General features: G+C 67.5%; 21 protein-coding genes and 1 riboswitch. Of the genes, 10 read left to right on the top strand and 11 right to left on the bottom strand.

The features are described from left to right. Window positions 1–133 precede the first annotated feature (133 nt). Window positions 134–1750, top strand: coding sequence for a beta-N-acetylhexosaminidase (locus AB0B28_RS04935; protein ID WP_360116613.1), 1617 nt, complete (start codon window positions 134–136; stop codon window positions 1748–1750). A gap of 149 nt (window positions 1751–1899) precedes the next feature. On the opposite strand, the gene AB0B28_RS04930 is transcribed toward AB0B28_RS04935, so the two are convergent. Beyond that, window positions 1900–2847 carry an NlpC/P60 family protein gene (locus AB0B28_RS04930; protein WP_360116610.1) on the bottom strand — a complete coding sequence of 316 codons (948 nt, stop codon included), beginning with the start codon at window positions 2845–2847 and terminating at the stop codon, window positions 1900–1902. 8 nt (window positions 2848–2855) lie between these two features. Beyond that, window positions 2856–3008, bottom strand: a riboswitch (cyclic di-AMP (ydaO/yuaA leader). 243 nt (window positions 3009–3251) lie between these two features. On the opposite strand from AB0B28_RS04930, the gene AB0B28_RS04925 reads away from it, so the two are divergent. The 4 genes from AB0B28_RS04925 to AB0B28_RS04910 all read left to right on the top strand — a co-directional run bounded on the left by AB0B28_RS04925 (window position 3252) and on the right by AB0B28_RS04910 (window position 4433). Next, window positions 3252–3638: a metal-sensitive transcriptional regulator gene (locus tag AB0B28_RS04925; protein WP_360116607.1), complete on the top strand. Its 387-nt coding sequence runs from the start codon at window positions 3252–3254 to the stop codon at window positions 3636–3638. A 12-nt stretch (window positions 3639–3650) separates the two neighbouring features. Further along, a complete protein-coding gene (locus AB0B28_RS04920; protein ID WP_360116604.1) occupies window positions 3651–3872 on the top strand; it encodes a heavy metal-associated domain-containing protein in 222 nt (73 codons plus the stop codon). 85 nt (window positions 3873–3957) lie between these two features. Beyond that, window positions 3958–4158 (top strand): hypothetical protein, encoded by a 201-nt coding sequence (locus AB0B28_RS04915; RefSeq protein ID WP_360116601.1) that lies wholly within the window; start codon window positions 3958–3960, stop codon window positions 4156–4158. Between the two features lie 47 nt (window positions 4159–4205). Further along, entirely contained in the window at window positions 4206–4433 is a 228-nt protein-coding gene (locus AB0B28_RS04910) for a hypothetical protein (RefSeq protein ID WP_360116598.1), read from the top strand. A 296-nt stretch (window positions 4434–4729) separates the two neighbouring features. Here AB0B28_RS04910 and AB0B28_RS04905 read toward each other — a convergent pair whose 3' ends face one another. From AB0B28_RS04905 to AB0B28_RS04875, 7 genes are all read right to left on the bottom strand, one after another. Then, complete coding sequence (locus AB0B28_RS04905; protein WP_360116595.1) at window positions 4730–6271, bottom strand: DUF222 domain-containing protein; 1542 nt, start codon at window positions 6269–6271, stop codon at window positions 4730–4732. A 50-nt stretch (window positions 6272–6321) separates the two neighbouring features. Then, the gene (locus AB0B28_RS04900; protein WP_360116592.1) at window positions 6322–7851 is read right to left on the bottom strand and encodes an ISAs1 family transposase; all 1530 of its coding nucleotides are present in this window, start codon (window positions 7849–7851) and stop codon (window positions 6322–6324) included. 181 nt (window positions 7852–8032) lie between these two features. Then, window positions 8033–8233 (bottom strand): hypothetical protein, encoded by a 201-nt coding sequence (locus AB0B28_RS04895; RefSeq protein ID WP_360116589.1) that lies wholly within the window; start codon window positions 8231–8233, stop codon window positions 8033–8035. A 248-nt stretch (window positions 8234–8481) separates the two neighbouring features. Continuing rightward, the gene (locus AB0B28_RS04890) at window positions 8482–8946 is read right to left on the bottom strand and encodes a hypothetical protein (RefSeq protein ID WP_360116586.1); all 465 of its coding nucleotides are present in this window, start codon (window positions 8944–8946) and stop codon (window positions 8482–8484) included. Between the two features lie 551 nt (window positions 8947–9497). Further along, complete coding sequence (locus AB0B28_RS04885; RefSeq protein ID WP_360116583.1) at window positions 9498–10388, bottom strand: sugar ABC transporter permease; 891 nt, start codon at window positions 10386–10388, stop codon at window positions 9498–9500. Then, window positions 10385–11932, bottom strand: a complete 1548-nt coding sequence (locus tag AB0B28_RS04880; RefSeq protein ID WP_360116580.1) for an ABC transporter permease subunit — start codon at window positions 11930–11932, stop codon at window positions 10385–10387. The genes AB0B28_RS04885 and AB0B28_RS04880 overlap by 4 nt, the downstream gene beginning before the upstream one ends. Before the next feature lie 36 nt (window positions 11933–11968). Next, window positions 11969–13204 carry a maltose ABC transporter substrate-binding protein gene (locus AB0B28_RS04875; RefSeq protein ID WP_360116577.1) on the bottom strand — a complete coding sequence of 412 codons (1236 nt, stop codon included), beginning with the start codon at window positions 13202–13204 and terminating at the stop codon, window positions 11969–11971. Window positions 13205–13355: 151 nt separating this feature from the next. Here AB0B28_RS04875 and AB0B28_RS04870 point away from each other — a divergent pair, with 151 nt between their 5' ends. Continuing rightward, window positions 13356–14354: a LacI family DNA-binding transcriptional regulator gene (locus tag AB0B28_RS04870; protein ID WP_360116574.1), complete on the top strand. Its 999-nt coding sequence runs from the start codon at window positions 13356–13358 to the stop codon at window positions 14352–14354. A 15-nt stretch (window positions 14355–14369) separates the two neighbouring features. Beyond that, window positions 14370–15923: a glycoside hydrolase family 13 protein gene (locus tag AB0B28_RS04865; RefSeq protein ID WP_360116571.1), complete on the top strand. Its 1554-nt coding sequence runs from the start codon at window positions 14370–14372 to the stop codon at window positions 15921–15923. 56 nt (window positions 15924–15979) lie between these two features. On the opposite strand, the gene AB0B28_RS04860 is transcribed toward AB0B28_RS04865, so the two are convergent. Further along, a complete protein-coding gene (locus AB0B28_RS04860) occupies window positions 15980–16540 on the bottom strand; it encodes a Uma2 family endonuclease (protein WP_360116568.1) in 561 nt (186 codons plus the stop codon). Window positions 16541–16687: 147 nt separating this feature from the next. After that, window positions 16688–17710 carry a class II fructose-bisphosphate aldolase gene (fbaA, locus tag AB0B28_RS04855; protein ID WP_360116565.1) on the bottom strand — a complete coding sequence of 341 codons (1023 nt, stop codon included), beginning with the start codon at window positions 17708–17710 and terminating at the stop codon, window positions 16688–16690. A gap of 185 nt (window positions 17711–17895) precedes the next feature. Here fbaA and AB0B28_RS04850 point away from each other — a divergent pair, with 185 nt between their 5' ends. Next, window positions 17896–18105, top strand: coding sequence for a hypothetical protein (locus AB0B28_RS04850; RefSeq protein WP_360116562.1), 210 nt, complete (start codon window positions 17896–17898; stop codon window positions 18103–18105). Window positions 18106–18151: 46 nt separating this feature from the next. On the opposite strand, the gene AB0B28_RS04845 is transcribed toward AB0B28_RS04850, so the two are convergent. Next, a complete protein-coding gene (locus tag AB0B28_RS04845; RefSeq protein ID WP_360116559.1) occupies window positions 18152–20245 on the bottom strand; it encodes a S9 family peptidase in 2094 nt (697 codons plus the stop codon). A gap of 150 nt (window positions 20246–20395) precedes the next feature. Between AB0B28_RS04845 and AB0B28_RS04840 the strand changes: the two genes are divergently transcribed. Further along, the gene (locus tag AB0B28_RS04840; protein WP_360116556.1) at window positions 20396–21238 is read left to right on the top strand and encodes an ATP-binding cassette domain-containing protein; all 843 of its coding nucleotides are present in this window, start codon (window positions 20396–20398) and stop codon (window positions 21236–21238) included. Continuing rightward, a complete protein-coding gene (locus AB0B28_RS04835; RefSeq protein WP_360116553.1) occupies window positions 21235–23121 on the top strand; it encodes a YhgE/Pip domain-containing protein in 1887 nt (628 codons plus the stop codon). The genes AB0B28_RS04840 and AB0B28_RS04835 overlap by 4 nt, the downstream gene beginning before the upstream one ends. The last annotated feature ends 1 nt before the right edge of the window (window position 23122 follow it).

Raw genomic sequence — 23122 nt, 5'->3', positions numbered from 1 at the left:
TATTTCGGTGGGAGCGGATTCCCCGCCCCCTTCGCACCCCGGTTCGGGCCGCCTCGGCGACTCGCGCCCCGGCACGTCGGCGAAGCCACGCCGACACCAACTCTGAACACACGATCACAGGAGCCCCCGCACCATGCAGCGCCGCATCTCGCTGATTCCGCAGCCGCAGCAGCTCACCGCCGAAGGCGGCGACCTCGACCTGAGCACCCTCAGCGCCATCGCCGCCGAGCCCGACCTGCGTTCGCTGGCCTGGCTCCTGTCCGACGGGCTCGCCCGCGGCACTGGCCTGCGCCTCCCGGTGGTCGACACCGCCGAGGGACCGGCGATCCGCTTCCGCCTCGAAGGCGAGCGCCCCGCCGACCTCACCACCGCCGCCGAGGCCTACCGGCTCAGCGTCACCCCCGAAGGCGTCGAGCTCACCGCCGCCCACCCGGCCGGAATCGCCCGCGGCATCGCCACGTTCCGCCAGCTCCTGCCCCCGGACGCGCTCCGCGAGGCCCCCGCCGCCGACCCGATCGTGCCGCTGGTCGAGATCGACGACGAACCGCGCCTGCGCTGGCGCGGCGTCATGCTCGACCTTTGCCGCCACTTCCAGCCCAAGGACTTCGTCCTCAAGATGATCGACCGGGCCTGGCTCCACCGGCTCAACGTCGTCCACCTGCACCTGACCGACGACCAAGGCTGGCGCTTCGACGTCCCCTCGCGTCCCAAGCTCGCCGAGATCGCCTCCTGGCGCGCCGAGACCAAGATCGGCCACGCCCGCGACACCGAGCAGGGCTACGAGCCGACCCCCCACGGCGGGCTCCTCTCCGTCCCCGACCTGCGCGAGATCGCCTCCTACGCTCGCGAGCGCCACATCCTCATCGTCCCCGAGGTCAACCTCCCCGGGCACGCCCGCGCGGTCCTCGCGGCCTACCCCGAGCTCGGCGCGGGCCAGAACCTCCCCGTCTGCCCCACGTTCGGAGTCTTCGAAGAGGTCCTGGAGCCGACCCAGGAGTCCCTGGACTTCGCGCTGGAGGCCTACACGGCCATCGCCGAGGTCTTCGAGGGCCCGTACATCCACATCGGCGGCGACGAGGTCCCGATGACCCAATGGGAATCCTCCCCGGTCGCCCGCGAGCTCATGGAGCGCGAGGGCATCGAGGACGTGCGCGGCGTCCAGGCCTGGTTCACCAAGGCCTTCTGCGCCCACCTGGAGGGCATGGGCAAGAACGTCATCGCCTGGGACGAGGTCCTCGACGGTGGCGCCCCGCCCGAGGCCGTCGTCCAGGTATGGCGCAACGAGGCCTACGTCAAGAAGGCCATCGCCGCGGGCCACCAGGTGATCGCCTCGCCCGAGCCGTACTGCTACTACGACCACTACGAGGGCGACGGCCCCGAAGAGCGCCTGCGCATCCACGGCCACACCTCGGTCGACAAGGTCGCAGGCTGGGACCCGGTGCCCCCCGGGATCGACGCGGACAAGGTCCTCGGCGTGCAGTGCCAGCTGTGGTCGGAGTACCTGCCCACCCCCGAGGACGTCGAATACGCCGCCTTCCCGCGCCTCTCGGTCCTCGCCGAGGTCGGCTGGACCAACCTCGACGTGCGCGAGGCCAACCCGGTCACCGACCGCTTGAGCGACCACCTCGTCCGCCTGCACGCCATGGGCATCGGCTACCGCCCGCTCGAGGGCCCCAAGCCCTGGCAGCAGGGCGGGACCGGCCGCCGCAAGCGCTTCGACCACCAGTTCGTCGAACACGCCGCCGAATAGGGACGACACGAGGAAGGCCCGTGCTTTCGCACGGGCCTTCCTCTTTGCCTGTGGTCCCCGGCGACGGCGCCGGCGGCGCGCTGCGGGTCAGCAGCTGGGTCAGCGAAACGGGAAGCCGACTCCGTCACCGGGGAGTCTGCGGCCGCTCGCTACGGCCTGCCGTAACCGTCGATCGAGCCGTAGTACATGTCCGCGATCTTCACGACCGTGGTCGAGTTCGGGGCGTGGATGATCTGATCGTTGCCGATGTAGATCCCCACGTGGCTCAAGCCGTGGTAGAAGACCAGGTCGCCTTCCTTGAGCTCGTCGCGGGAGATGCGCGCCGTCTCGTTCCACTGCGACGCCGCGTTGTGCGAGAGCGAGACCCCCGCCGCGGCCCACGCGGCCTGCGTCAGGCCCGAGCAGTCCCACGAGTCCGGACCGGACCCGCCCCACTGGTACGGGTCGCCCAACTGGTCATAGGCGAACTGCACCACCGTCGACGAACCGGAGTAGTCGCCCCAGTCCTCGCGCGTCGGCTGCGGGTTCTCCTCGGCGTACGCCTCGTCGAACTCCTCTTCGAGCGCGGCGATCTCGTCCTCGATCGTCTCCTGCTTCGCCTCGATCTCGCCGAGGATCTCGTCGGCGCTGGCCTTGAGCGCTTCAAGCTCGGCCATGCGGGTCTCCAGCTCGGCGACCTGCGCGAGGGAGTCCTGGAGGAGGAGGTTCTCGGCGTCGGTGAGGTTCGAGAGGTACATGAGGCGGTCGGCGAAGTCGGACGGGTCGCCCGAGAGCACCGAGTTGACCATCGTCATGTTGCCGCCGGTGTACGCGGTGGCGGCGATGTCGCCCATGCGCTCGTTGGCTTCGAGGGCGGCCGCTTCGAGTTCGGGGAGCTGGAGCTGGATCTCGGCGATCAGCTCGTTGGCGTCCTCGAGTTCCTCGTTCTTGAGGTTGTACTCCTCGATGATGACTTCGAGCGCTTCGTGGCGCTCGTCGAGTTCGGCTTGGATCTCGTCGCTGGTCTGCGCGGAGGCCTGGGAGGCGGTGAGCGCGGCGGCGGTGGCGGGTAGCAGTGCGACGGCCGCGAAGGCGGCCGCGATGCGCCTGGTACGCATCAAGGATGCGCTCCTTCCTTTGGGCGCCTACCGGGTTAGCTGTCGGGTTCGGACGGAAGGAAGGGTCGTCCTACGCGCGCTGAGGCGCGATTCACCCCCGTCGACCAAGCCTGGTCGACTGCTGGTTCCCCGGTTCGGGCGCCTCCCGGCGGCCCGCGGAACGCGGCCTCGCTGGGACGCCGCACCGATTCGGCGTGCCGCGCGGCGGATGCGGGGTGCACCCGAGGGTCCGACGCGACGGCTTCACGTTAGAGGTCTACAAGGGCGGAGACAAGGGCGGGGGGAGAATTTCTCGCACAGTGGCGCGACAATGGCACGGAATATTACGGGCCGCAGTACATGACTGACGAGCAGTTGTCGGTATACCCCCTTAGGGTATACAGTGACGGGCGGAGGGAAGCGATATGGCGACCGAGACGAACACCGGGACCGAGGCCGAGACGGCGCACGCACAGGCGCAGTCTGGTGATGCGCAGTCTGGTGATGCGCAGCACGGGGACGGCCAGCACTACTGGTACCACAGCGACAAGGCGGCGCTCACGCGTCGCTTGAAGCGCATCGAAGGCCAGGTGAGGGGTATCCAGCGGATGGTCGAGGACGACGAGTACTGCATCGACATCCTCACCCAGATCTCGGCTTCCACCAAAGGCCTCCAGGCCGTGGCGCTCAATCTTCTCCAAGGGCACCTCGCCCACTGTGTCGCCGAAGCGCAGACCTCGGGCGACGCGGCCGCCGCCGAAGCCAAGGTCAAAGAGGCCGCGGATGCCGTAGCGCGCCTGCTGCGCACCTGATCCCGAACTCAGATGGAGACTCACATGGAAACTGTCTACGTCGTCAAGGGCATGACCTGCGGACACTGCGCAGGAGCGGTCACCGAGGAGATCTCGGCGCTCCCGGGCGTCGCGAAGGTTGACGTCGCCCTGGACACCGGCAAAGTCACGGTGACGAGCGAAGCCGCCCTCGAGGAGACCGCCGTCCGTGAAGCGGTCGACGAGGCCGGCTACGAACTCGTCGGCACCGCCTGAGACCCCGGCCCTGCACCCCCGTTCACCGGGTGTTCAGGGCCTCACCCTTGTCCTGGTCTTGGTCAACTGACGTACCATCGATCCCATGTCAGTCTCCGACGACGACCGCTCGGTCGAACTCGACGAGGACTTCGCGATCCTCCCCGACCAGACCTCCGACGACACCGACCGAGGCTGGGGCGAACAAACCCCCCGAACCACCCCCGCGAAAGCAAAGGGCAAGACCCGCACCCTCTCGGCAAGGGACCGAGAACTCTTGGCAGACCGCCCCCCGCACTGGAGCTGACCGCTTCACTGCGCCGAGCCAGTAGCCAGGCGGCGCGATAATCCCCCATGGATGCTCAAGACTGGCTCATGCTCGTCACCGTGCTGGTAGCCCTCGCCGTCCCCTACATGACCTTCCGCCTCACCGTCCGCCTCGAACACCACCGCTGGCTCCGCGAACGACGCCAGGAGGCGTACACCGAATGGCTGCTTTCCAAACGCAGCAAGGACGTCAAGTCCGATGCACAGTTCTTGATTCCCCAAGGCTTGCAGTTCGACAAGAGCGACCAGGAGTAGCAGTTCGGGTCAGACTGAGCCCGGGTTAGTGCGGCGGCGACAACGGGGTGAGTGGATGGGTGGGTGGGTTGTGCGGCTTTCCGCGGCGAGTGGGCGCGGGTCTTTGGCGGCGACAACGAGGTGAGTGATTGGGCGGGCGGGGTTTTCGGGCTTCCTGGTTTAGGGATGGTTGCTGTTCGGGCGGCGGCGACAACGAGGCGTGTTGTTGGGTGGGGCGGGGAATGCGGCTGTCTGGCGGGGATTGGGCCCGGGTTTTGGGGCGTGGCTGGTTTTGGGCATGCTGGTGCCCCAGGCTGTTAGGCCTGTTGTTTGGTGGTGGGGGTGGCGAAGCGTTCGCGACATCGCGCCTTCGCTTTCTTGATGGCAGCGTGTGCTCGTTCCCTTGAGACCGCTTCGGCTCTGGCATCGAGATCGGGTTTCATGGTCTGCGGCCATTCCGATCGGTAGAGGCCGGTCGGGAACACATCCCAATCCGAGTCTTGGTTCTCCGCGTCGATGTCTTGATCCGAGCGCCAGTCCTCACAGCCACACTCGGTCGCGCCTTGCTTGGCGGCGGTGCCGGTGTCGTGGTCGTGGTGGGTGATGATCGCCTTGCCGGGGCCGGTTTTCTCGACAGTCCAGCCTTGGGTGTGGATCCGCCCGTGATGGAAGCGGCACAGGAGGATGAGGTTGTCGGCGGTCGTTTCGCCGCCGTCGGCCCAGTGGGTGATGTGGTGGGCTTCGGTCCAAGCGATCGGCCGGTTGCATCCGTACCAAGCGCAACCCTGGGGCTGTTCGAGTTCCAGCTTCCTGCGCAACGCAACATTGGGGAGGCGGGCGGCCCTGCCGAGTTCGATCGCTTCACCAGTCTGGTAGTTGAACACGCTCGGGATGATGCTGGCTTCACAAGCGAGGCGGCGAGCCTGAGCGACCGAGACCGGCTTCCCTTCGAGGGTCGGGACCCGGTCAGTGTCCTTGCCCTGCAACGTCTCGATGTCCACGGCGAGGTCGAGGGTCGCGGTGTGACCATGCCGAGTGGTGGCCTCGGGGCTGGTCCCGTAGCCCGCCAAGAGCTGATGCAGCGCTTCGGCATCCCGGTTCGCCTTCGCAGGCAAGACGCCTTCACTGTCCTGCTCTTCTTGGCGCGGGGGCAGGCAGGCGGTCTTCAAATACTTGTCGAGCAACCGCCCGGTCTCATCAGCGAGTTCGCCGGAGAGCGACCACATGCCGTTGCCCTGTTCGGTCAGTTCGATCCATTGCAGGGACTGCTCCCCAAGGGTTTCGAGCAGCTCGGTCTCTTCAGCCAGATGCGCGGCCAGTTCATCGAGATGGCGTTGCAGGTCTTTGAACGGAGCATGGGCGCAGTACTCGGCGATGAGGTGTTCGGGCGTGGCGCAGGAAACCTTGGGGTCGAAGGGGGAGACCACCGGTGCCCGGAACGGGGTGCGGGCGAACAAGCGCATGGCAGGAGTGCGGTCGAGTTGCCTTACCGCATAAGCGACCTGATCAATCCGAGCCGCCCCCGTGGTGGCAGCAGCAGCGAGGGTCTGGAACTTGCGCGACAGGCGAGCGATCGCTGCGATGTCGGCAGCGACCCGGGTGTGGAAGTCGAACTTCGCACACAACCAATCCCGCAGCCCTGAGTACCCGTCGACATCCCGGTGGATCTTCCACGCCTGCGCCTCCATCACCGCTGCGAGCACACGGGCATGGAAATCATTGATGGCAGTCGCGGCTTCGTCGAGGAGCGTGTGGATGGCAGTGGACTTCTCCGTGCGAGTCGGAGTCGCGGTATCGGTTGCCATCGGAAACACCTCCTCAAACAAGATCGTGGTTTTCGCTTCCTTGTACTGGTTCAATGATAGAACCACCCAGACACACTGTCATCACCCACAAGGGGAAAGACTACTCATATTCCCAGGTCACAACCCCCGCCGCGCCACCAACCCAACCCCACCACGAAAACCAACCCCGGCTCCCCGCCCACCCTTTTGTCGCCGCCGCCTGAACCCCAACCCCAACGAACCCGGCCACGAAAAGCCACCCCAGGCCGCCGCCCGACTCGTTGTCGCCGCCAAAAGACCCGGGCCCACCCGCCGCAGAAAGCCGAGCGCCAACCAGGACCGGCCCCACACCTCGTTGTCGCCGCCGCTCTAACTCCGGGCCCAACGGGCCCGGCCACGCAGACCAACCCCGTGCGCGGGCGGGATCTCAGGGGCAGTGCACGGCTTTCATGAGGTAAGCACGCTTGGAGCTCTTGTTTGTCGTGGGTGATGCCGAGGATTTCTAGTGGTGTGGTGTAGGGATGGTTGCTGAGGTGGTCGTTCCAGGCGGTGACGTCGTTGCTGTCCTTGGCCTTCGCGGTGTCTAGGCGTTTGAGGATCGCGATTGCGGCACCGTGGAGGCTGGCGAGGTTCGCGGCCAGGTTCCCTGCGGGCGTGGTCGATCGGTCCTGGCCGAAGGCCACCTCCCGCGTCCCATGCGCCGGCTCGATGCCCCAATGGCCGCGGATGGCCTCGGCGAACTCGGCCGGTTGCAAGGCGCGCGTGTTGCGGCTGGTCAGGTAGAACATGACATGATGGTTCACTTCGCCGGTGGCCTCGTCGCGGGTCCAGTGGCGGGTCCGGGCGATTTGGGTCAGGCCCGGGAAGTCCAGACGCACCGCCCCGCCAGCGGCGAGGACCTTCACTGTCCGCATCTGCGATCGCTCATGGCCCCGTTCGCGGGAGGTGTGCGCGTTGTCGACCTCGTTCCACGGCAAGTGCTTGGCCAGGGTATGCAGCAGTGGCCGGTTTCCCTTGAGCGAGAGGCAGTAGTCGGCCCCGGCATCGAGCACCGCCTGGGCGGTGCCCTCGTTGCAGTGCAAGGCATCCGCGCTGACCAATGCCCCCTCGACGTCCAGGCCCTCGCACAAAGCCCGAAGCGCGGCGATCTCCTCGCCCTCATCAGTCATGGTCTGGCCGCCGAGACCGCCCCGGTCGGCCAAGGCGCCCACCACGATCAGCTTCGACCCGTCCCCGGTGCCGCGCCCGGCACCCACCGGGCGCTTCCCGTCGGACCGGACCTGCCGCACCAGGTCGGTCGCCTCGCCTTCGGCCACCGGGACGATCCGGGAAGCGAAACGGGCCAGTTCAACAGGATCGAGCCCGGACAGCACCTCGACCAGGCGGTTGTACGAAGGCAGCGACCACCACGAGACGCCCCCGACCTCGATGCCGATCCCACCCAGCGCACGCACCACCACCTCCGGCGCCTCCCCGGCCCACCTGGCCCACTCCAACGGTGTGTTCCTCCCACACAACAGCCCCGCCAAAGCGACCGCGACGAACACCGACAGCGGATAGCACCGGCCCCGCATCCCACGCGGATCGGTCAACTCCGCAGCGCACTCCTCGAACCGCGCGACACCACAAACTTCCGCCAGATCCTTGCCAGACAACGGCTTCCCCCTTCGAACCCGGACACGTTCGAAGCACTCAACGAAGAAACCCGACCCCAAGACACGGCCCCACCAACCGAAACCCATTCGAGAAGCGATGCTGAGCCGCGCTCAAGATATCGTCGTCGCAGGAGAATTGCCCTCGTGAACGACATTGGGGGCCCGCCCACCGGGCGGCTCCTCACTCGCCGATATCGGCCATGTCCCGCAGCCACGGCTCCTTCTTGGTCCAGAACACGAGGTCGCCGCTCTCATACGGGTCCCAGCCTTCGAGGACTTCCCGCAGCCTGCCCCGAATCGCCGGGTCCTCCTGCGAATACCCCACCGCAGCCGCCGCCACGCCCGCCAGGCTCACCGTCCCGACCCACTTGCTCCGCCGCATCGAAGCATCCGCGGCCCACCGCAACAGATCCTCGACGACCCCGGCCTCCCCGGCGGCCCGCCGCCCAAGCTCCGAAATGCACCGAGCTCGATACACCACAGACCGCCCCGGCGACTCCACAACCGCCCGCAACTCCGCAGTGGACATCGGAGAAAACGTCTCATCATATTCGAACAACACTCGGACCCCTCGCTTTCAATGTCAACGATATAGCCGGTCCTGCGACGCGGCTTGTTCCTGGCCACCGGTCACAGTCCCGACGGGAAATCCCAGTCACCGAAGATTTCATTGGTGACCTCCCGCGGGAGGAGATCCTCTCCGAGGTCCAGGTTGCCTTTGATCTCCCGCAGTCGAGTGTCGCGCAGTTCCACGAGTTGGTCGGCGAGGTCGTCCCTCCCCATCGCGCGCGCTCCGTCGATCTCCAGGTTGTACGAACGCTCTTCCGACGCTGCGAGGAACCTGCGGTCATATGCCGCCCGCGTTCCGGGCCAGCCTGCCGCCTCGTTGTCCCGCATGTGGCTCATCTCGTGGCGCAGCGCCCAGATAGACGCATCCGGGTCGAGGATGATCTGCCCTGGGTCCCCCGGACCCCCAGGGTTGTAGGCGATGCCGCCTGGCCGAGACCGGATCTCGACGCCCTTATCCTCGGCCTCCTGGATCAGCCGCTGCCACTCCTCCGGGTGGGTTTCGCGTCCAGGTCCCAGGTCTCGCATCGGATCGCCATCCGAGTGGAAGCGGCCTGGCGTGCGGGTGGGTCTGGTGGGGGTGCTCGGGGAAGCGGGACCCGAAGAAGCGCCGGATCGGCGAGGCGAACTTTTCGGGAGGGATCCGCCGTGTTTAGCGGTGGTCACGGGGGTAGTGGCCTTTCGCAGGAACGACTGGAGACGATCTCGACCTAGTCGGAATTGGGCCGAGACTTCACCGATCGAGTCTATCGAATCGTTCCTGCGTCAGGGGTTCGCCAATTAGTCGCTTGGTGGGCAGGCCTGGGCGATCGCATTTGCGTCTGCTTGGGAGAAGTAGGCCACCATCTGGTGGAAGTGGGCGTTGCCCGCTATGTGGCAGGGGTACAGCCCGGTTTGGACGAGCATTGGGATTGAGATGTGGCCTCGGCTTTTGAAGTCGTCGAGGATGTCCTTGTGGCCCGGTTGCTTGCTGGGGGTCTTTCCCACCGTCTGAAGGGCCCGGGACGCCAGGAGGGAGGCTCCCTGCGTGCCGGGCCCGGTCACCCCCGTGAGAGCGGGGGCTACGCGACGTGGACGGATCAGCCCTTCACGGCACCGCCGGTCAGGCCTGAGACGATGTACCGCTGGAGGCTCATGAACACCCCCACCGTCAACACCGAGGTCAACAGCGTCCCCGCCGCGAAGATCCCGAAATAGCTCGCTGGCGAGTTCTCGGCCGTCAGCGTCTTGAGTCCGACCGCGAGCGTCATTTCCGGCCGGTCGGTCAGGAACAGTGACGCGAGGATGAAGTCGTTCATCGTCCCCACGAACGCCAGGATCCCCGAGATCGCGATGATCGGCGTCGCCAGCGGCAGGATCATCCCGAAGAAGATCTGCGCGTGCGAGGCGCCGTCGATCGTGGCCGCCTCGTCGAGCTCCTTGGGGATCGTGTCGAAGAACCCCTTCATCAGCCACGTCGAGACGCCGAGCGCCCCGCCCATGTACACCAGCATCAGCCCGAGCTTCGTGTTCAGGCCCGCCACCGGGTAGAACTCGCCGATCGTCCCGAAGATCAGGTACAGCGCCACCACCGCGAGGAACGCGGGGAACATCTGGATCAGCAGCAGGAACAGCAGCATCGGCCGCCGCCCCTTGAACCGGAACCGGCTGAACGCGTAAGCGGCCAGCGACGAGATCAGGATCGAGATGAACGCCGCCGGGACCGCGATCACCAGCGAGTTCATGAACCAGCTCGCGAACGGCACGTTGTCGTCGGTGAACAGCTTCTCGAAGTTGTTCAGGCTGAACCCGGTCGGCAGCAGACTCGTCGAGGACAGCGTCCCGTTCGGGTTGAACGCCGCCGAGATCACGTACACGATCGGGATCAGCCCGAACACCAGCACCGTGAGCGCCACGACGTGCCGCCAGCCGAACTCGGTGGCCCACTTCGCGAACGGGTGCCGCCCCTTGCGCTTCTCGCCGACGGTCATGAGTACACGTCCTCTTGGTTGCGGGTGAAGCGGAACATGACCGCCGAGATCGTGGCCACGATGAGGAAGATGAACACGCTGATCGCCGAAGCGAAGCCGTAGTCGGCGCTGGAGGCCCCGAAGGCCTGCCGGAACGCGTACGTGATCAAGAGGTCGGTCCCGCCGACGGCGTCCCCGGCCTTGAACGGGTTGCCGCCCGAGAGCAGCTCGATCGCGTTGAAGTTGTTGAAGTTGAACGCGAACGACGAGATCAGCAGCGGCGTAAGAGCGATGAGCAGCAACGGCAGCGTGATCTTGCGGAAGGCCGTCACGCCGGTCGCGCCGTCGATCTTGGCCGCCTCCAGCGAGTCCGAGGGCAGCGCCTGGAGCGCGCCGAGCGAGATCAGGAACATGTAAGGCCAGCCCAGCCACGTGTTGGCGATGAGGACCATCGCGCGGGCCGACCAGGTGCCGCCGTACCAGTTCACGTTGAGGTTGAACAGGTCGTTGATCAGCCCGAAGTCGCGGTTGAACATCTGCGCCCACACCAGCAGCATCGCGAACGAGGGCATCGCGTACGGCAGGATCATCAGGGCCCGGTAGACCTTGGTGCCCCGCATCGACGGCTTGTTGAGCGCCATCGCGGTGCCCAGGCCGATCGCGAACGTGAACAGGACCGACCCGGCCGCGAACATGATGTTCCAGGCGAACACGCCGAGGAACGGCCCGCGGATCTTGGGGTCGGTGATCACGTCGAGGTAGTTGTCGGCCCCGATGCCCACGCGCCACCCGACCAGCGCGGCCTTGCCGTCGTCGGTGACGAACGTGCCGGTCTCGTCGTCGGCGTGCCAGACGGTGCCGGTGGCCGAGTCGGTGATGCAGTCGCAGGCCTCGTCGTAGGAGCGCGTCGAGATGCCCTCGAACGCCGAGAGGCCCTGGACCTTGATGCCGGAGTCTTCGCCGGTCGGGACCGCGAGCTCGGCCAGTTCGCCTTGGCGCTCGTTCAGGTCGGCGAGCGTCCACACCGTGTAGTCGGGGGCGGCGGTGATGCGGCCGGCCTCGTCGAGGGTCGCGCCTTCGAGTTCGACCAGGCCCTCTTCGGTGCCGGCCCAGGTGGAACGGTCCTCGGTGTTCGTCAGGAGCAGGGTGAGCTCGCCGGAGGCGGACTCGCCGACGGCCAGGAGGTAGGTCGATCCGCCGGGGGTCTGCTGGACGCCCGCGGCGATGATCGCCTCGGTCGCGGTCTCCTTGTCGACGCGGTGCCCGTCCCCGTAGTTGGAGAAGGAGGTGCCGACGGTCAGGAAGACCGGGAGGATCTGGAAGGCGATGAGCAGCAGGGTGCCGGGGATGAGGTATTTGAGCTGGACGGCCCGGCGCTGGAGGTAGACGTAGAAGACGATGGCGACTACGGCCGCCTCCAGCGCCAGGCCCCACCAGGCCCCGGCTGCGATGAGCGGCAACGCCGCCCAGACGGCCAGCGCGGCGACCACCGCGAGTACGCCGATCTTGATGATCAGGCCCGCGGCGGTCGTTGGTCCGGCCGTCCGGGAACGTTGGTCGAGCACTGTGCGTTCCTTCGCTCGTCGGGTGTGGAGCGGGGGTTATCCGGCGACGGCGTCGCGGATGGACTGCGCGGCGGTCGCGGCGGCGTCGGCGCCGGTGGAGACGCCGTCGACGGCGTCGGCCTGGGCGCGGCCGAAGGGCTCCCAGACGGCGTTCATGGCCGGGATGTTCGGCATCGGGACGGCGTTCTCGCCGGCGGCGGCGAAGCCCTGGACGTCGGTGTTGCCTTCGGAGAAGGTCTCGGCGGCGGCGGTGAGCGCCGGGAGGCGCCCGCCGGCTTCGGCGAGCTTGACCTGGAGGTCCTCGGTGAGGACGTAGTTGGTGACGAACTCCTGGGCGAACACGGCGTTCCCGGCGGTGTTGGACACGTAGAAGCCCTGGACGCCGAGGAACGGCGAGGCCGGGTTCTGGCCTTCGAAGCCGGGGATGGCGGTGACCTCGTAGTTCAGGCCCGCGCCTTGGACGTCGGTGAGGGCCCAGGGGCCGGAGATCATGAACGCGGTCTTGCCGTCGACGAAGAACGGGATGGTGTTCGAGGAGTCGATGGTGGTCTTGAGGATGCCGTCGGCCCCGAGTTCGGCGAACTTCTCGAACGCGGCGACGCCGCCGGGCGAGTCGACGCCGACGTCGTTGGGGTCGAGGGTGCCGGTGCCGTCGTCCTTGAACAGGTACCCGCCCATGGAGGAGAACAGCGGGTAGGCGCTGTAGGCGTTGCCGTCGACGCCGACTTCCATGGTGAGGACCTCGTCGGTGCCGGCGGCCTGGCCTGCGGTGATGAGTTCTTCGAAGGTGGCGGGGGCCTCGGGCGCGAGGTCGGTGTTGCGGATGAGCGCGATGTTCTCCATGGCGTAGGGGACGCCGTAGAGGTTGCCGTCGACGGTGAAGGCCTTGACGGAGGCTTCGGCGAGCGCGGCCTTCTGGTTCTCGTTGAGGGTGATCGGCGCGATGACGCCGTCGGCGGCGAATTGGCCGGACCAGTCGTGCGCGCCCACGACGATGTCGGGGCCCTGTCCCTGCTCGGCGGCGGTGAGGAAGTCTTCGCGGAGGGTCTCGACGTGCTCTTCGACGATGACCTTGACGCCCACGGAGTTCTCGAAGTCCTTGACGAACTCCTTGAGCACGGGCGTGCGGGTCTCGTCGGCCCAGATCACGAGCTCGCCGGAGAACGATTCGGTGGACTCCTCGTTCTTCGGGTCCTCGTCCGAACCGCAGGCGGCTGCGGCGCCGAGCGCGGCGGCCGAGACGGCGGTGATACCCAGGGTCCTTCTACGCATGACTTCTCTCCTCATTGAGGGGCCCCGGGGCGGGGGCCGCTGGTCCGGGGACTCGCGTCCCGACTCCCTCGGATATTAGCAAGATGTTTCAGAAGTGGGAAAGCCTTGCAATCAAACTGTTGCCAAGTTTCAGATAGGCTAGTCTGTCATCATGCGGCTTCGACTCTCTGACATCGCCCGGCAGGCCGGGGTCAGTGAGGCAACGGTGTCCCGGGTGCTCAACGACAAGCCCGGCGTCGGTCAGCAGACCCGACAGTCCGTCCTCACTGCTCTCGACGTGCTCGGTTATGAACGCCCCCAAGCTCTCCGCAAGCACGCTATCGGCCTCATCGGCCTGGTCGTGCCCGAACTGGAGAACCCGATCTTCCCCCTGTACGCGCAGACCATCTCCAACGTACTGGCCGGTTCGGGGTACACGCCGGTGCTGTGCACCCAGACGCCCGGTGGCGTGTCGGAGGACGAGTTCGTGGAGATGCTCCGCGAGAGAGCGGTCGCCGGGATCATCTTCGTTTCAGGCTTGCACGCCGACACCGCCGCCAGCACCGAGCGCTACCAGGAACTGAAAGACAAGCGACTTCCCGTCGCGTTCGTGACCGGGCACCCCGAAGGCGTCGAAGCCGCCTCGTTCTCGTGCGACGACACCGTGGCCGCGCGGATCGCCGTCGAGCACCTCGCCGGGCTCGGGCACACCCGGATCGGCCTGGTCTCCGGGCCCGACCGGTACTGGCCGGTGCGCCGCAAGATCTCCGGCTACCGGGCCGCCATGCAGGGCGTCGGCCCCGAACTGATCGAGTTGACGCTGTTCGGCGAGCAGGGCGGCCACGCCGCCGCCTCGCGCCTGATCGACCGCGGCGCGACGGCCGTCGTGTGCGGCTCGGACATGATGGCGCTGGGCGCGATCCGCGCAGGCCAGGAGCGCGGCCTGGACGTCCCCTCCGAGTTCTCCGTCGTCGGCTACGACGACTCCCCTCTCATCGCCCACACCAACCCCCCGCTCACGACCGTGCGGCAGCCGGTGCGCGACATCGCCACCGCCGCCGCCCGGGCGCTGCTCGACGAGATCGCCGGGCAGCCCACGCCGTCGTCGGAATACCTGTTCCGACCTGAACTCGTCGTACGCGGTTCCACCGGTGCGGCGCCCCGAGACTGAGAAGGGAACTCACCGATGAGTCAACAATGGTGGCGCGACGCGGTCATCTACCAGGTGTACCCGCGCTCCTTCGCCGACGCGAACGGCGACGGCATGGGCGACCTGGAGGGCATCCGCTCCCGCATCCCCTACCTGGCCGAACTCGGCGTCGACGCCATCTGGCTCTCGCCGTTCTTCGCCTCGCCCCAGAACGACGCGGGCTACGACGTCTCCGACTACCGCGCGATCGAGCCGCGTTTCGGGAACCTCGACGACTTCGACCGGATGCTCGCCGACGCCCACGCCGCGGGCATCCGCCTCATCGCCGACATCGTCCCCAACCACACCTCCTCGGAGCACGCCTGGTTCAAGGCCGCGATCGCCTCGGCCCCGGGCTCGCCCGAGCGCGAGCGCTACCACTTCCGCGACGTCGACCCCGCGAAGCCCGATGTGCCCCCGAACAACTGGCAGTCGATCTTCGGTGGCCCGGCCTGGTCCAAGACCGACGACGGCCGGCAGTGGTACCTGCACCTGTTCGATGCGACCCAACCGGACCTGAACTGGGAGAACCCCGAGGTCCACGAGGAGTTCAAGTCGATCCTCAGGTTCTGGCTCGACCGGGGCGTGGACGGGTTCCGCATCGACGTCGCGCACGGCATGGTCAAGGCCAAGGGCCTGCCCGACACCGGCGGCGACGGCACGATCGAGATGATCGGCACCACGCAGGCCCCGTTCTTCGACCAGGACGGCGTGCACGACATCTACCGCACGTGGCGCCCGATCATCGAGGAGTACGACGGCGACCGGATCTTCGTGGCCGAGGCGTGGACCGACTCGGCCGAGCGCCGCTCGCTGTACCTGCGCTCCGACGAGCTCCACCAGGCGTTCAACTTCGACCTGGTGCTCGCCCCGTTCAAGGCCGTGGACTTCCGCAAGGCCATCGACGACGAGATCGCCAACAACGCGGGCGTCGGCGCCCCGTGCACGTGGGTCCTGTCCAACCACGACGTGCAGCGCCACGTCACCCGCTACGGCGACGGCGAGACCGGCCTGGCCCGCGCCAAGGCCGCGACGCAACTCTTGCTGTCGCTCCCGGGCGTCGTCTACGTCTACCAGGGCGAGGAACTGGGCCTGAACGAAGTGCTCGACCTGCCCGCCGAGGTCCGCGAGGACCCCACGTTCTTCCGCACCAACGGCGAACAGATCGGCCGAGACGGCTGCCGCGTCCCGCTCCCGTGGACGCGTGAGGGCTCCTCGCTCGGGTTCGGTGCGAACGGCGCCTGGCTCCCCCAGCCCGCCGAATGGACCGACCTCTCGGTCGAGGCCGAAGACGGTGTCGAGGGCTCCACCCTGGAGTTCTACCGCAAGGCGATCGCCCTGCGCCGCCAGCACAAGGCGACGGGCCTGACCTGGCTCGAAGAGCCGGGCGACAACGCCTTCGCCTTCGACAACGGCGTGGTGGTTGTGGTGACCAACTTCAGCGACGAACCCGTCCCGGTCGACCGCTACGGCACCGAAGTCGTCCTCGCCAGCGCCGACCTCGCAGGCGGCAACCTCCCGGCCAACGCCACGGTCTGGTTCGCCAAGTAACACAAGCAAGTAAGGGGCGGCGGGCCTTTGGCCCGCCGCCCCTTACTTTCGTTTGGCTAACGCGCTTTGATCTCGACGTCGATCTTGACCGGCTCGTCCATGACCAGTCGCCCCTCGTGCTCGCTGACCAGCTGGTACTTCCCGTCGACCAGTTTGTACAGATGCATGATCGGCACGAAACCCTCGCCTTCGGACACCCGAAGGTAGTACGGGATACGACCGAGCGCGTAGATCGCCGGTTTCAGCTCTTGGTCGCGAGTCTCCGACTCCGGCGATTCGACCTCGACGGCCAGTCCGACGTCTTCAGGGTAGAACCACTTGGTCGCCGGGGTGTACTCCATGCTGGGCTTGACCAGCAGCAGGTCCGGTTCTGGGCGGTTCTTGCGGTTGATCCGAACGGTCATCTCCTGCTCGATCTGCCACTGCGGTTCGGCGACGGATTCGAGAGCATTGGCGAGTCTGCGGATGATGAGATGGTGCCAAGTACGTTGGGGGCTCATCATGAGTTCGAGGGCTCCGTAAATGAGTTCGACGTGATCTGGAAGGTCGTACATGTCCAGATCGTCGGACTCCCAACCGGAGTCTCGCGGCGGCGGTGGCAGCAGGACGTCAAGCATCAGGCCTCCAAACAAAGCCGAGGAACACATACGAGGATACCCAGACAACGAGCGGTTCCGGAAGCCGAAACGGTCTCCCTCGATAGAGTGACCAGCAGCGCAGAGGGGCCCGGCCGCTCAGCGGCCGGGCCCCTCTTCTTGCTTGAGCTACTTGATCTTGTTGCCCGCGCTGCGGAGTTGCTGGCAGGCTTCGACGATGCGGGCGGCCATGCCGGCTTCGGCGAGTTTGCCGTAGGCGCGGGGGTCGTAGGCCTTCTTGTTGCCCACTTCGCCCTCGACCTTGAGCACGCCGTCGTAGTTCTTGAAGATGTGGTCGACGATCGGACGCGTGAACGCGTACTGGGTGTCGGTGTCGATGTTCATCTTGATGACGCCGTAGTCGACCGCGTCGGAAATCTCCTGCGCGGTCGAACCCGAACCGCCGTGGAAGACCAGGTCGAACGGCTTGTCCTTACCGGTCTCCTTGCCGATCTCGTCCTGGATGTCCTTGAGGATCTCCGGACGCAGGTGCACGTTGCCCGGCTTGTACACCCCGTGCACGTTGCCGAAGGTCAACGCGGTCATGTAACGGCCGTTCTCACCCGAACCGAGGGCCGCGACGGTGGCGCGGGCGTCCTCGACCGTGGTGTACAGCTGCTCGTTGATCTCGGCCTCGACGCCGTCCTCTTCGCCGCCGACGACGCCGATCTCGACTTCGAGGACGACCTTCGCCTTGGAGGTGCGGGCCAGGAGCTCCTGGGCGATCTCCAGGTTTTCGGCCAGCGGCACGGCCGAGCCGTCCCACATGTGCGACTGGAACAGCGGCTCCTCGCCACGGGCGACGCGCTCTTCGGAGATGGCCAGCAGGGGCCGCACGAAGCCGTCGAGGTGGTTCTTCGGGCAGTGGTCGGTGTGGAGGGCGACCTTGACCGGGTAGTTCTTGGCGATCTCGTGCGCGGCGGCGGCCAGCGCGGCGGCGCCGGTGACCTTGTCCTTGACGGTGGGGCCCGAGAGGTACTCGGCGCCACCGGTGGAGACCTGCACGATGCCGTCGGACTCGGCCTCGGCGAACGCGGCCAACGCGGCGTTGAGCGACTGGGTCGAGGTCACGTTGATGGCCGGGTAGGCGAAGGAGCCGGCCTTCGCCCGGTCGAGCATCTCGTTGTATTCCTCGGGTGTTGCGATAGGCATGCTGCCTGCTCCTTAGTCAAGTCGTTGCTTGCTCCCCGACCGGGGGCGGGACCCAGACGCCGCTGTCTATGGCCTCGATGTGTTGCGCCCGGGTGAAGTGTCACCGACGGACGTGTGAAGTCAGGTCTCAGGCTACCTGGTGGTTCACTCGCCGCACCGCCTCGGGCGCGTCTACCGTGGGTTATATGAACTTTCACCAGGAATGGGCGGGCGAGGACGACCTGCTCTCCGAGTTCGACCTCGCCGGCTCCGCGGAGCCGGCGAGGGACGAGGACCCGGAGACGCCGGTCGCCGACCCCGAAGGCGCCGTACCGGACGAGGCCGACCCGCAGGACGCGGCCGAGCAGCGCATCGAGGTCCCCCTCGACGAGGAGGACGAACCCGAGGGCGCATAGCGAAAGGCCCGGCCCCGCGTCAGCGGGGCCGGGCCTTCGGGTTCGATCACGACCGATCGGCCACGCCCAACGTGTCGAGCACCCAAGCGAGGTTGAACGCCTCTTCCTCCCACGCCCCGTACCGGCCCGAGCGCCCGCCGTGCCCGGCCTCCATCTCGGTCTTGAGCAGCACGTCCGAATCCGGGCTCTCGAAGCGGAGCTTCGCGACCCACTTGGCCGGCTCGTGGAAGCCCACCCGGATGTCGTTCAGGCTGGTCACCGCCAGGATCGACGGGTAACGCACACCGGTGACGTTCTCGTAGGGCGAGTACGACTTCATGTACGCGTACACCTCGGCCGACTCCAGCGGGTTCCCCCACTCCTCCCACTCCCCGGCCGTCAGCGGCATCGTGGGGTCGAGGATCGTGCTCAGCGCGTCCACGAACGGCACCTCCGCGAGGATCCCCGCGAACCGTTCGGGCGCGAGGTTGGCGACCGCGCCCATGAGCAGGCCCCCGGCCGAGCCGCCGCGGGCGATGATCCGGTCCCCTGCGGCCCAGCCGGCCTCGGCGAGGCGGTCGGCGCTGGCGGTGAAGTCGGTGAAGGTGTTCTTCTTGTGCAGGAGTTTGCCCTGCTCGTACCACTGGCGTCCCATTTCGCCGCCGCCGCGTACGTGGGCGATGGCGAAGACGACGCCGCGGTCGAGGAGGCTCAGGCGCGGGATGGAGAAGTACGGGTCGATCGAGGCCTCGTAGGACCCGTACCCGTACAGCAGGCACGGCGCGGTGCCGTCGGGTTCGATGCCGGCTTTGGCGACGATCGAGATCGGGACCCGGGTGCCGTCGGCGGCGGTGGCCCATTCGCGGTACTGGACGTAGCCGGCGGGGTCGAAGTCGCCGAGGACGGGGGTCCGCTTGCGCAGCAGGAGGTTCTGGGCGTCGATGTCGTAGTCGTAGACCGAGGCGGGTGTGACCAGTGAGGTGTAGGTCAATCGCAGGTGCCGCGACTGGTAGTCGGGGTTGGCGCCCAGGCCCACGGTGTAGATCGGCTCGTCGAAGTCGATCTCGTCGAGCCTGCCTTCGTGGTCGAGGATCGCGACCTGGGAGAGCCCGGCGCGGCGCAGGGAGACCACGACGTGGTCTTCGAAGGCGTCGGCAGATTCGAGGCGGACCTGCGCGTCGTGGGGGATGACCTCGTGAAACTGGGTGGTGTCGTCGACCGGTGTCCAGCCGAGGGTGAAGTTCTCGGCGTGCTTGTTGTGCAGGACCCAGAAGCGGTCGCCCTGGTGGTCGATCTCGGCTTCGACACCTTGTTCGCGCCCTGACCCGAAGACGGTGAACTCGCCGGTGGGGTCGGTCGCGTCGAGGTAGCGGTACTCGGTGGTGGTGGAGGAGCCGATGCCGATGATGAGGTACCGCTCGGACCGGGTCAGGGAGATGCCGACGCGGAACTTGACGTCGTCCTCTTGGTAGACCAGGGCGTCCTGGTCGGGTTTGCCGAGGAGGTGGCGCCAGATCTGGAAGGGCCGCCAGGCGTCGTCGATCTTGGTGTAGAAGAACGCCGAGCCGTCGGCCGACCACGCGCCGCCGTAGAGGACGCCTTCGACCTCGTAGGGGAAGTCCTCGCCGGTGCGCAGGTCCTTGAACTTGAGGGTGAAGGTCTCGTTGCCGGTGTAGTTGACGCCGTAGGCGAGGAGGTTCCCGTCGGGGGAGATGTCGTAGACGCCCAGGAGGAAGAAGTCGTGCCCATCGGCGAGTTCGTTGTCGTCGATGACGACCTGTTCGCCTTCGACGGGGACGCCGGGTTCGATGCTCGGCGGGGTGTCGCCGGTCGCGGCGAGGCGGCAGCGGATGGGGTAGTCCTTGCCTTCCTCGGTGCGGCCGTAGTACCACCAGTCGTCCTTGCGGTAGGGGACCGAGAGGTCGGTCTCCTGGGTGCGGTCCTTGATCTCGGCGTAGATCGTCTTGCGCAGCTCGGCGAGGTGCCCGGTGCGCGCTTCGGTGTAGGCGTTCTCGGCGTTGAGGTAGTCGAGGACCTCGGGGGCCTTCTCCTCGTTGCGGTCGTTGAGCCAGGCGTACGGGTCGTTGACGGTGTCGCCGTGGTGGGTGCGCGCGTGATCGCGGCGGGGAGCCGCTGGTTTCGCAGGTTGCGTTTCCGACATGCCTCAACTGTAAGGGCCCGGCGCGGGACGCGCCGGTCACAGCGCGCCCGCCCGCGACCGACCCTAAGTTACTCGTGAGTAATATCGGCGCGGTCAGCAACCCGCGAAAACGCCCGAACCGGGGCGCATCGGCCTGTGAGGATAGTCCTTATGAGCGACAGGAGTGACGACACCGGGCCAGAGCCCGAAACGTCCGAAGCGGACGGCGCCGAACCCCACTGGCCCGACCCGCCGGGCGAGACGGCGCCGCTCGTCGAACCCGACGCGACCCGCGTCCTCCCCGCCGCCGACGCCCCGCACCCGGACCCCGACCGCCCCAACGGCACCGGGCCCTTCCTCACCGCCCACGGCCTGACCGCCGCCGGCCGCCAAGGGCCGATCTTCACCGACGTCACGCTCGCCGCGGGCCTGGGCCAAGTCGTCGCCCTGTGCGGCGACGGCGGCGACGGGCGCTCCTCGCTCCTCCTCGCCCTCGCCGGGCGCTTCGCCTACGACACCGGCACGCTCACCGTCGACGGCCAGACCAAACCCGGCCAGATCCGCCGCCGCTTCACCGTCGCCCAGGCCGGACCGCCGGTCCGCTTCGACCCGTACCACACCGTCGCCGCCTGCATCAAAGAGACGACCACCGTCTCGGCCGGGGCCGCCACCCGCGCCAACATCCACGCCTGGCTCGACCGCCTCGCCGTCGACGTCGACTCAGGCGACACCTACGGGTTCCTCCCCCGCATCGAACAGATCCGCTTCGCGATCGCCTGCGCCGCCGCCTGCCGCACCCCCGGCATCGTCGTCGACGACACCGACACCGGACTCGACCACTGCGGCTCCGAACGCGTCTTCGAAGCCCTCCGCACCGTCGCCGACGCCGGCCAGCTCGTCATCGCCGCCTGCACCCGCTCCAGCCCGCCCGCCGACCACGTCATCGATCTCAGGGACGCGGACCACGGCCGCCCGCACCGCCGCGAAGACACCCGAAACGGAGGCCACCAGTGAACCGGATCCGCCAGACCGCCCTGAGCCCCTTCAAACTCGCCGCCGCCGAGTTCAGCCGCTTCCGCGGCCACCCCATCCGCACCCTCGCGCTCGTCGCCATCGTGCTCATCCCGCTCGTCTACGGCGGCCTCTACCTCTGGTTCGCGTGGGACCCCTACGGGAAACTCGACCAGATGCCCGTCGCCGTCGTCAACGAGGACACCGGCGCCTCGGTCGAGGTCAACGGCGAGACCACCGACATCAACGGCGGCGACCAACTCGTCGAACAGCTCAAGACCAACCGCATCTTCGACTGGCAGTTCGTCCCCGCAGACACCGCCCGCACCGGCCTCGAAGACGGCGACTACTACATGGTCATCACCGTCCCCGACGACTTCTCCACGCAGCTCGCCAGCCTCTCGGGCACCAGCCCCGAACAAGCCACCGTCCACTTCGACCTCAACGACGCCAACGGCTACGTCGCCGGCATCATGGCCTCCACCGTCGAAGCCGAACTGCGCAACCAGATCAACACCGCCGTCTACGTCACCTTCGCCACCACCATCTTCGGCGACCTCACCGAACTCAACCAAGGCCTCACCGAAGCCGCCGACGGCGCGAACCAACTCGCCGACGGCATCGACACCGCCCAGACCGGCGCCACCGACCTCCAGAACGGACTCGGCGACCTCACCACCGGCGCCCAACAGGTCGCCGACGGCGCGAGCCAAGTCAGCGCGGGCGTCGACCAGGCCGTCGGCGTCGCCCAACCCGTCATCGAGAACCTCGCCGCCAACTGGGCCCAGATCCAGACCGGCGCCGACGCCGCCGCCGACCTCGCGAACCGCGCCGACGGCGACCTCGACGGCGTCTACGCCGCCCTCTGCGACGACCCCGACATCGACGCCGGAGCCGACGCCTGCGCCCGCCTCCAGACCTTCATCACCGACGCCGACGAAGTCAACAACGACATCCAAAGCGCCAACAGCGCCGTCCAGAGCACCTCCACCGACACCCTCGACCAAGCCTCAGCCGACCTCACCGAACTCCAGACCGGCGCCGGCGACGTCGCCAGCGGCGCCCAACAAGTCGCCGACGCCGCCTCCACCGCCCAAACCGGCGCAGGCGACCTCGCCGACGGCCTCACCGAACTCCACGACGGCGCCACCACCCTCGCCACCAAACTCGCCGACGCCGCCGAATCCGTCCCCAGCACCAACCCCGCCGACGACGCCGACAACGCCGAGGCCTACGGCAGCCCCGTCACCATCACCGAGAAGAACCTCAACCCCGCCGAAACCTACGGCCGGGGCCTCGCCCCGTTCTTCATCGCCATCGCACTCTGGGTCTTCGGCCTCATGGCCTACCTCGTGCTCTCCACCGTCAACCAACGCGCCCTCGCCGGACCCCTCCGCGCCGTCCCCGTCGCCCTCGGCGGCTGGTTCCCCGGCGCCGCCCTCGGCGTGCTCTCCGCACTCGTCCTCTACCTCGCCGTCCAACTCGGACTCGGCCTCGACCCCAAGAACGCCCTCGCCACCGTCGGACTCTCCATCCTGGCGATCCTCACGTTCTCGGCCACCGCGCACCTGTTCAAACTCGCGTTCGGCACCGCCGGCAGTCTCATCCTCGTCGTGCTTCTCATGCTCCAACTCACCAGCGCGGGAGGCCTCTACCCCGTCGAGACCACACCGGGGTTCTTCCAGGCACTGCACCCGCTGCTGCCCATGAGCCACGTCGTGGACGCACTGCGCGTCACCATCAGCGGCGGCGAAACCGCCCACGTCACCAGAGCCGTGATCGTCCTCCTCGCCTACCTGGCGGGCGCGATCGCACTCTCCTCGCTCGTGGTCGCCACCCGCCGCAGATGGAAGGCCGACAGCCTCAACGAACCGCTCCAGGTCTGAA

This window comes from Glycomyces sp. NPDC046736 (assembly GCF_040645615.1).
GTDB lineage: Bacteria > Actinomycetota > Actinomycetes > Mycobacteriales > Micromonosporaceae > Glycomyces.
This window is presented reverse-complemented; position numbering and strand designations above follow the sequence as displayed.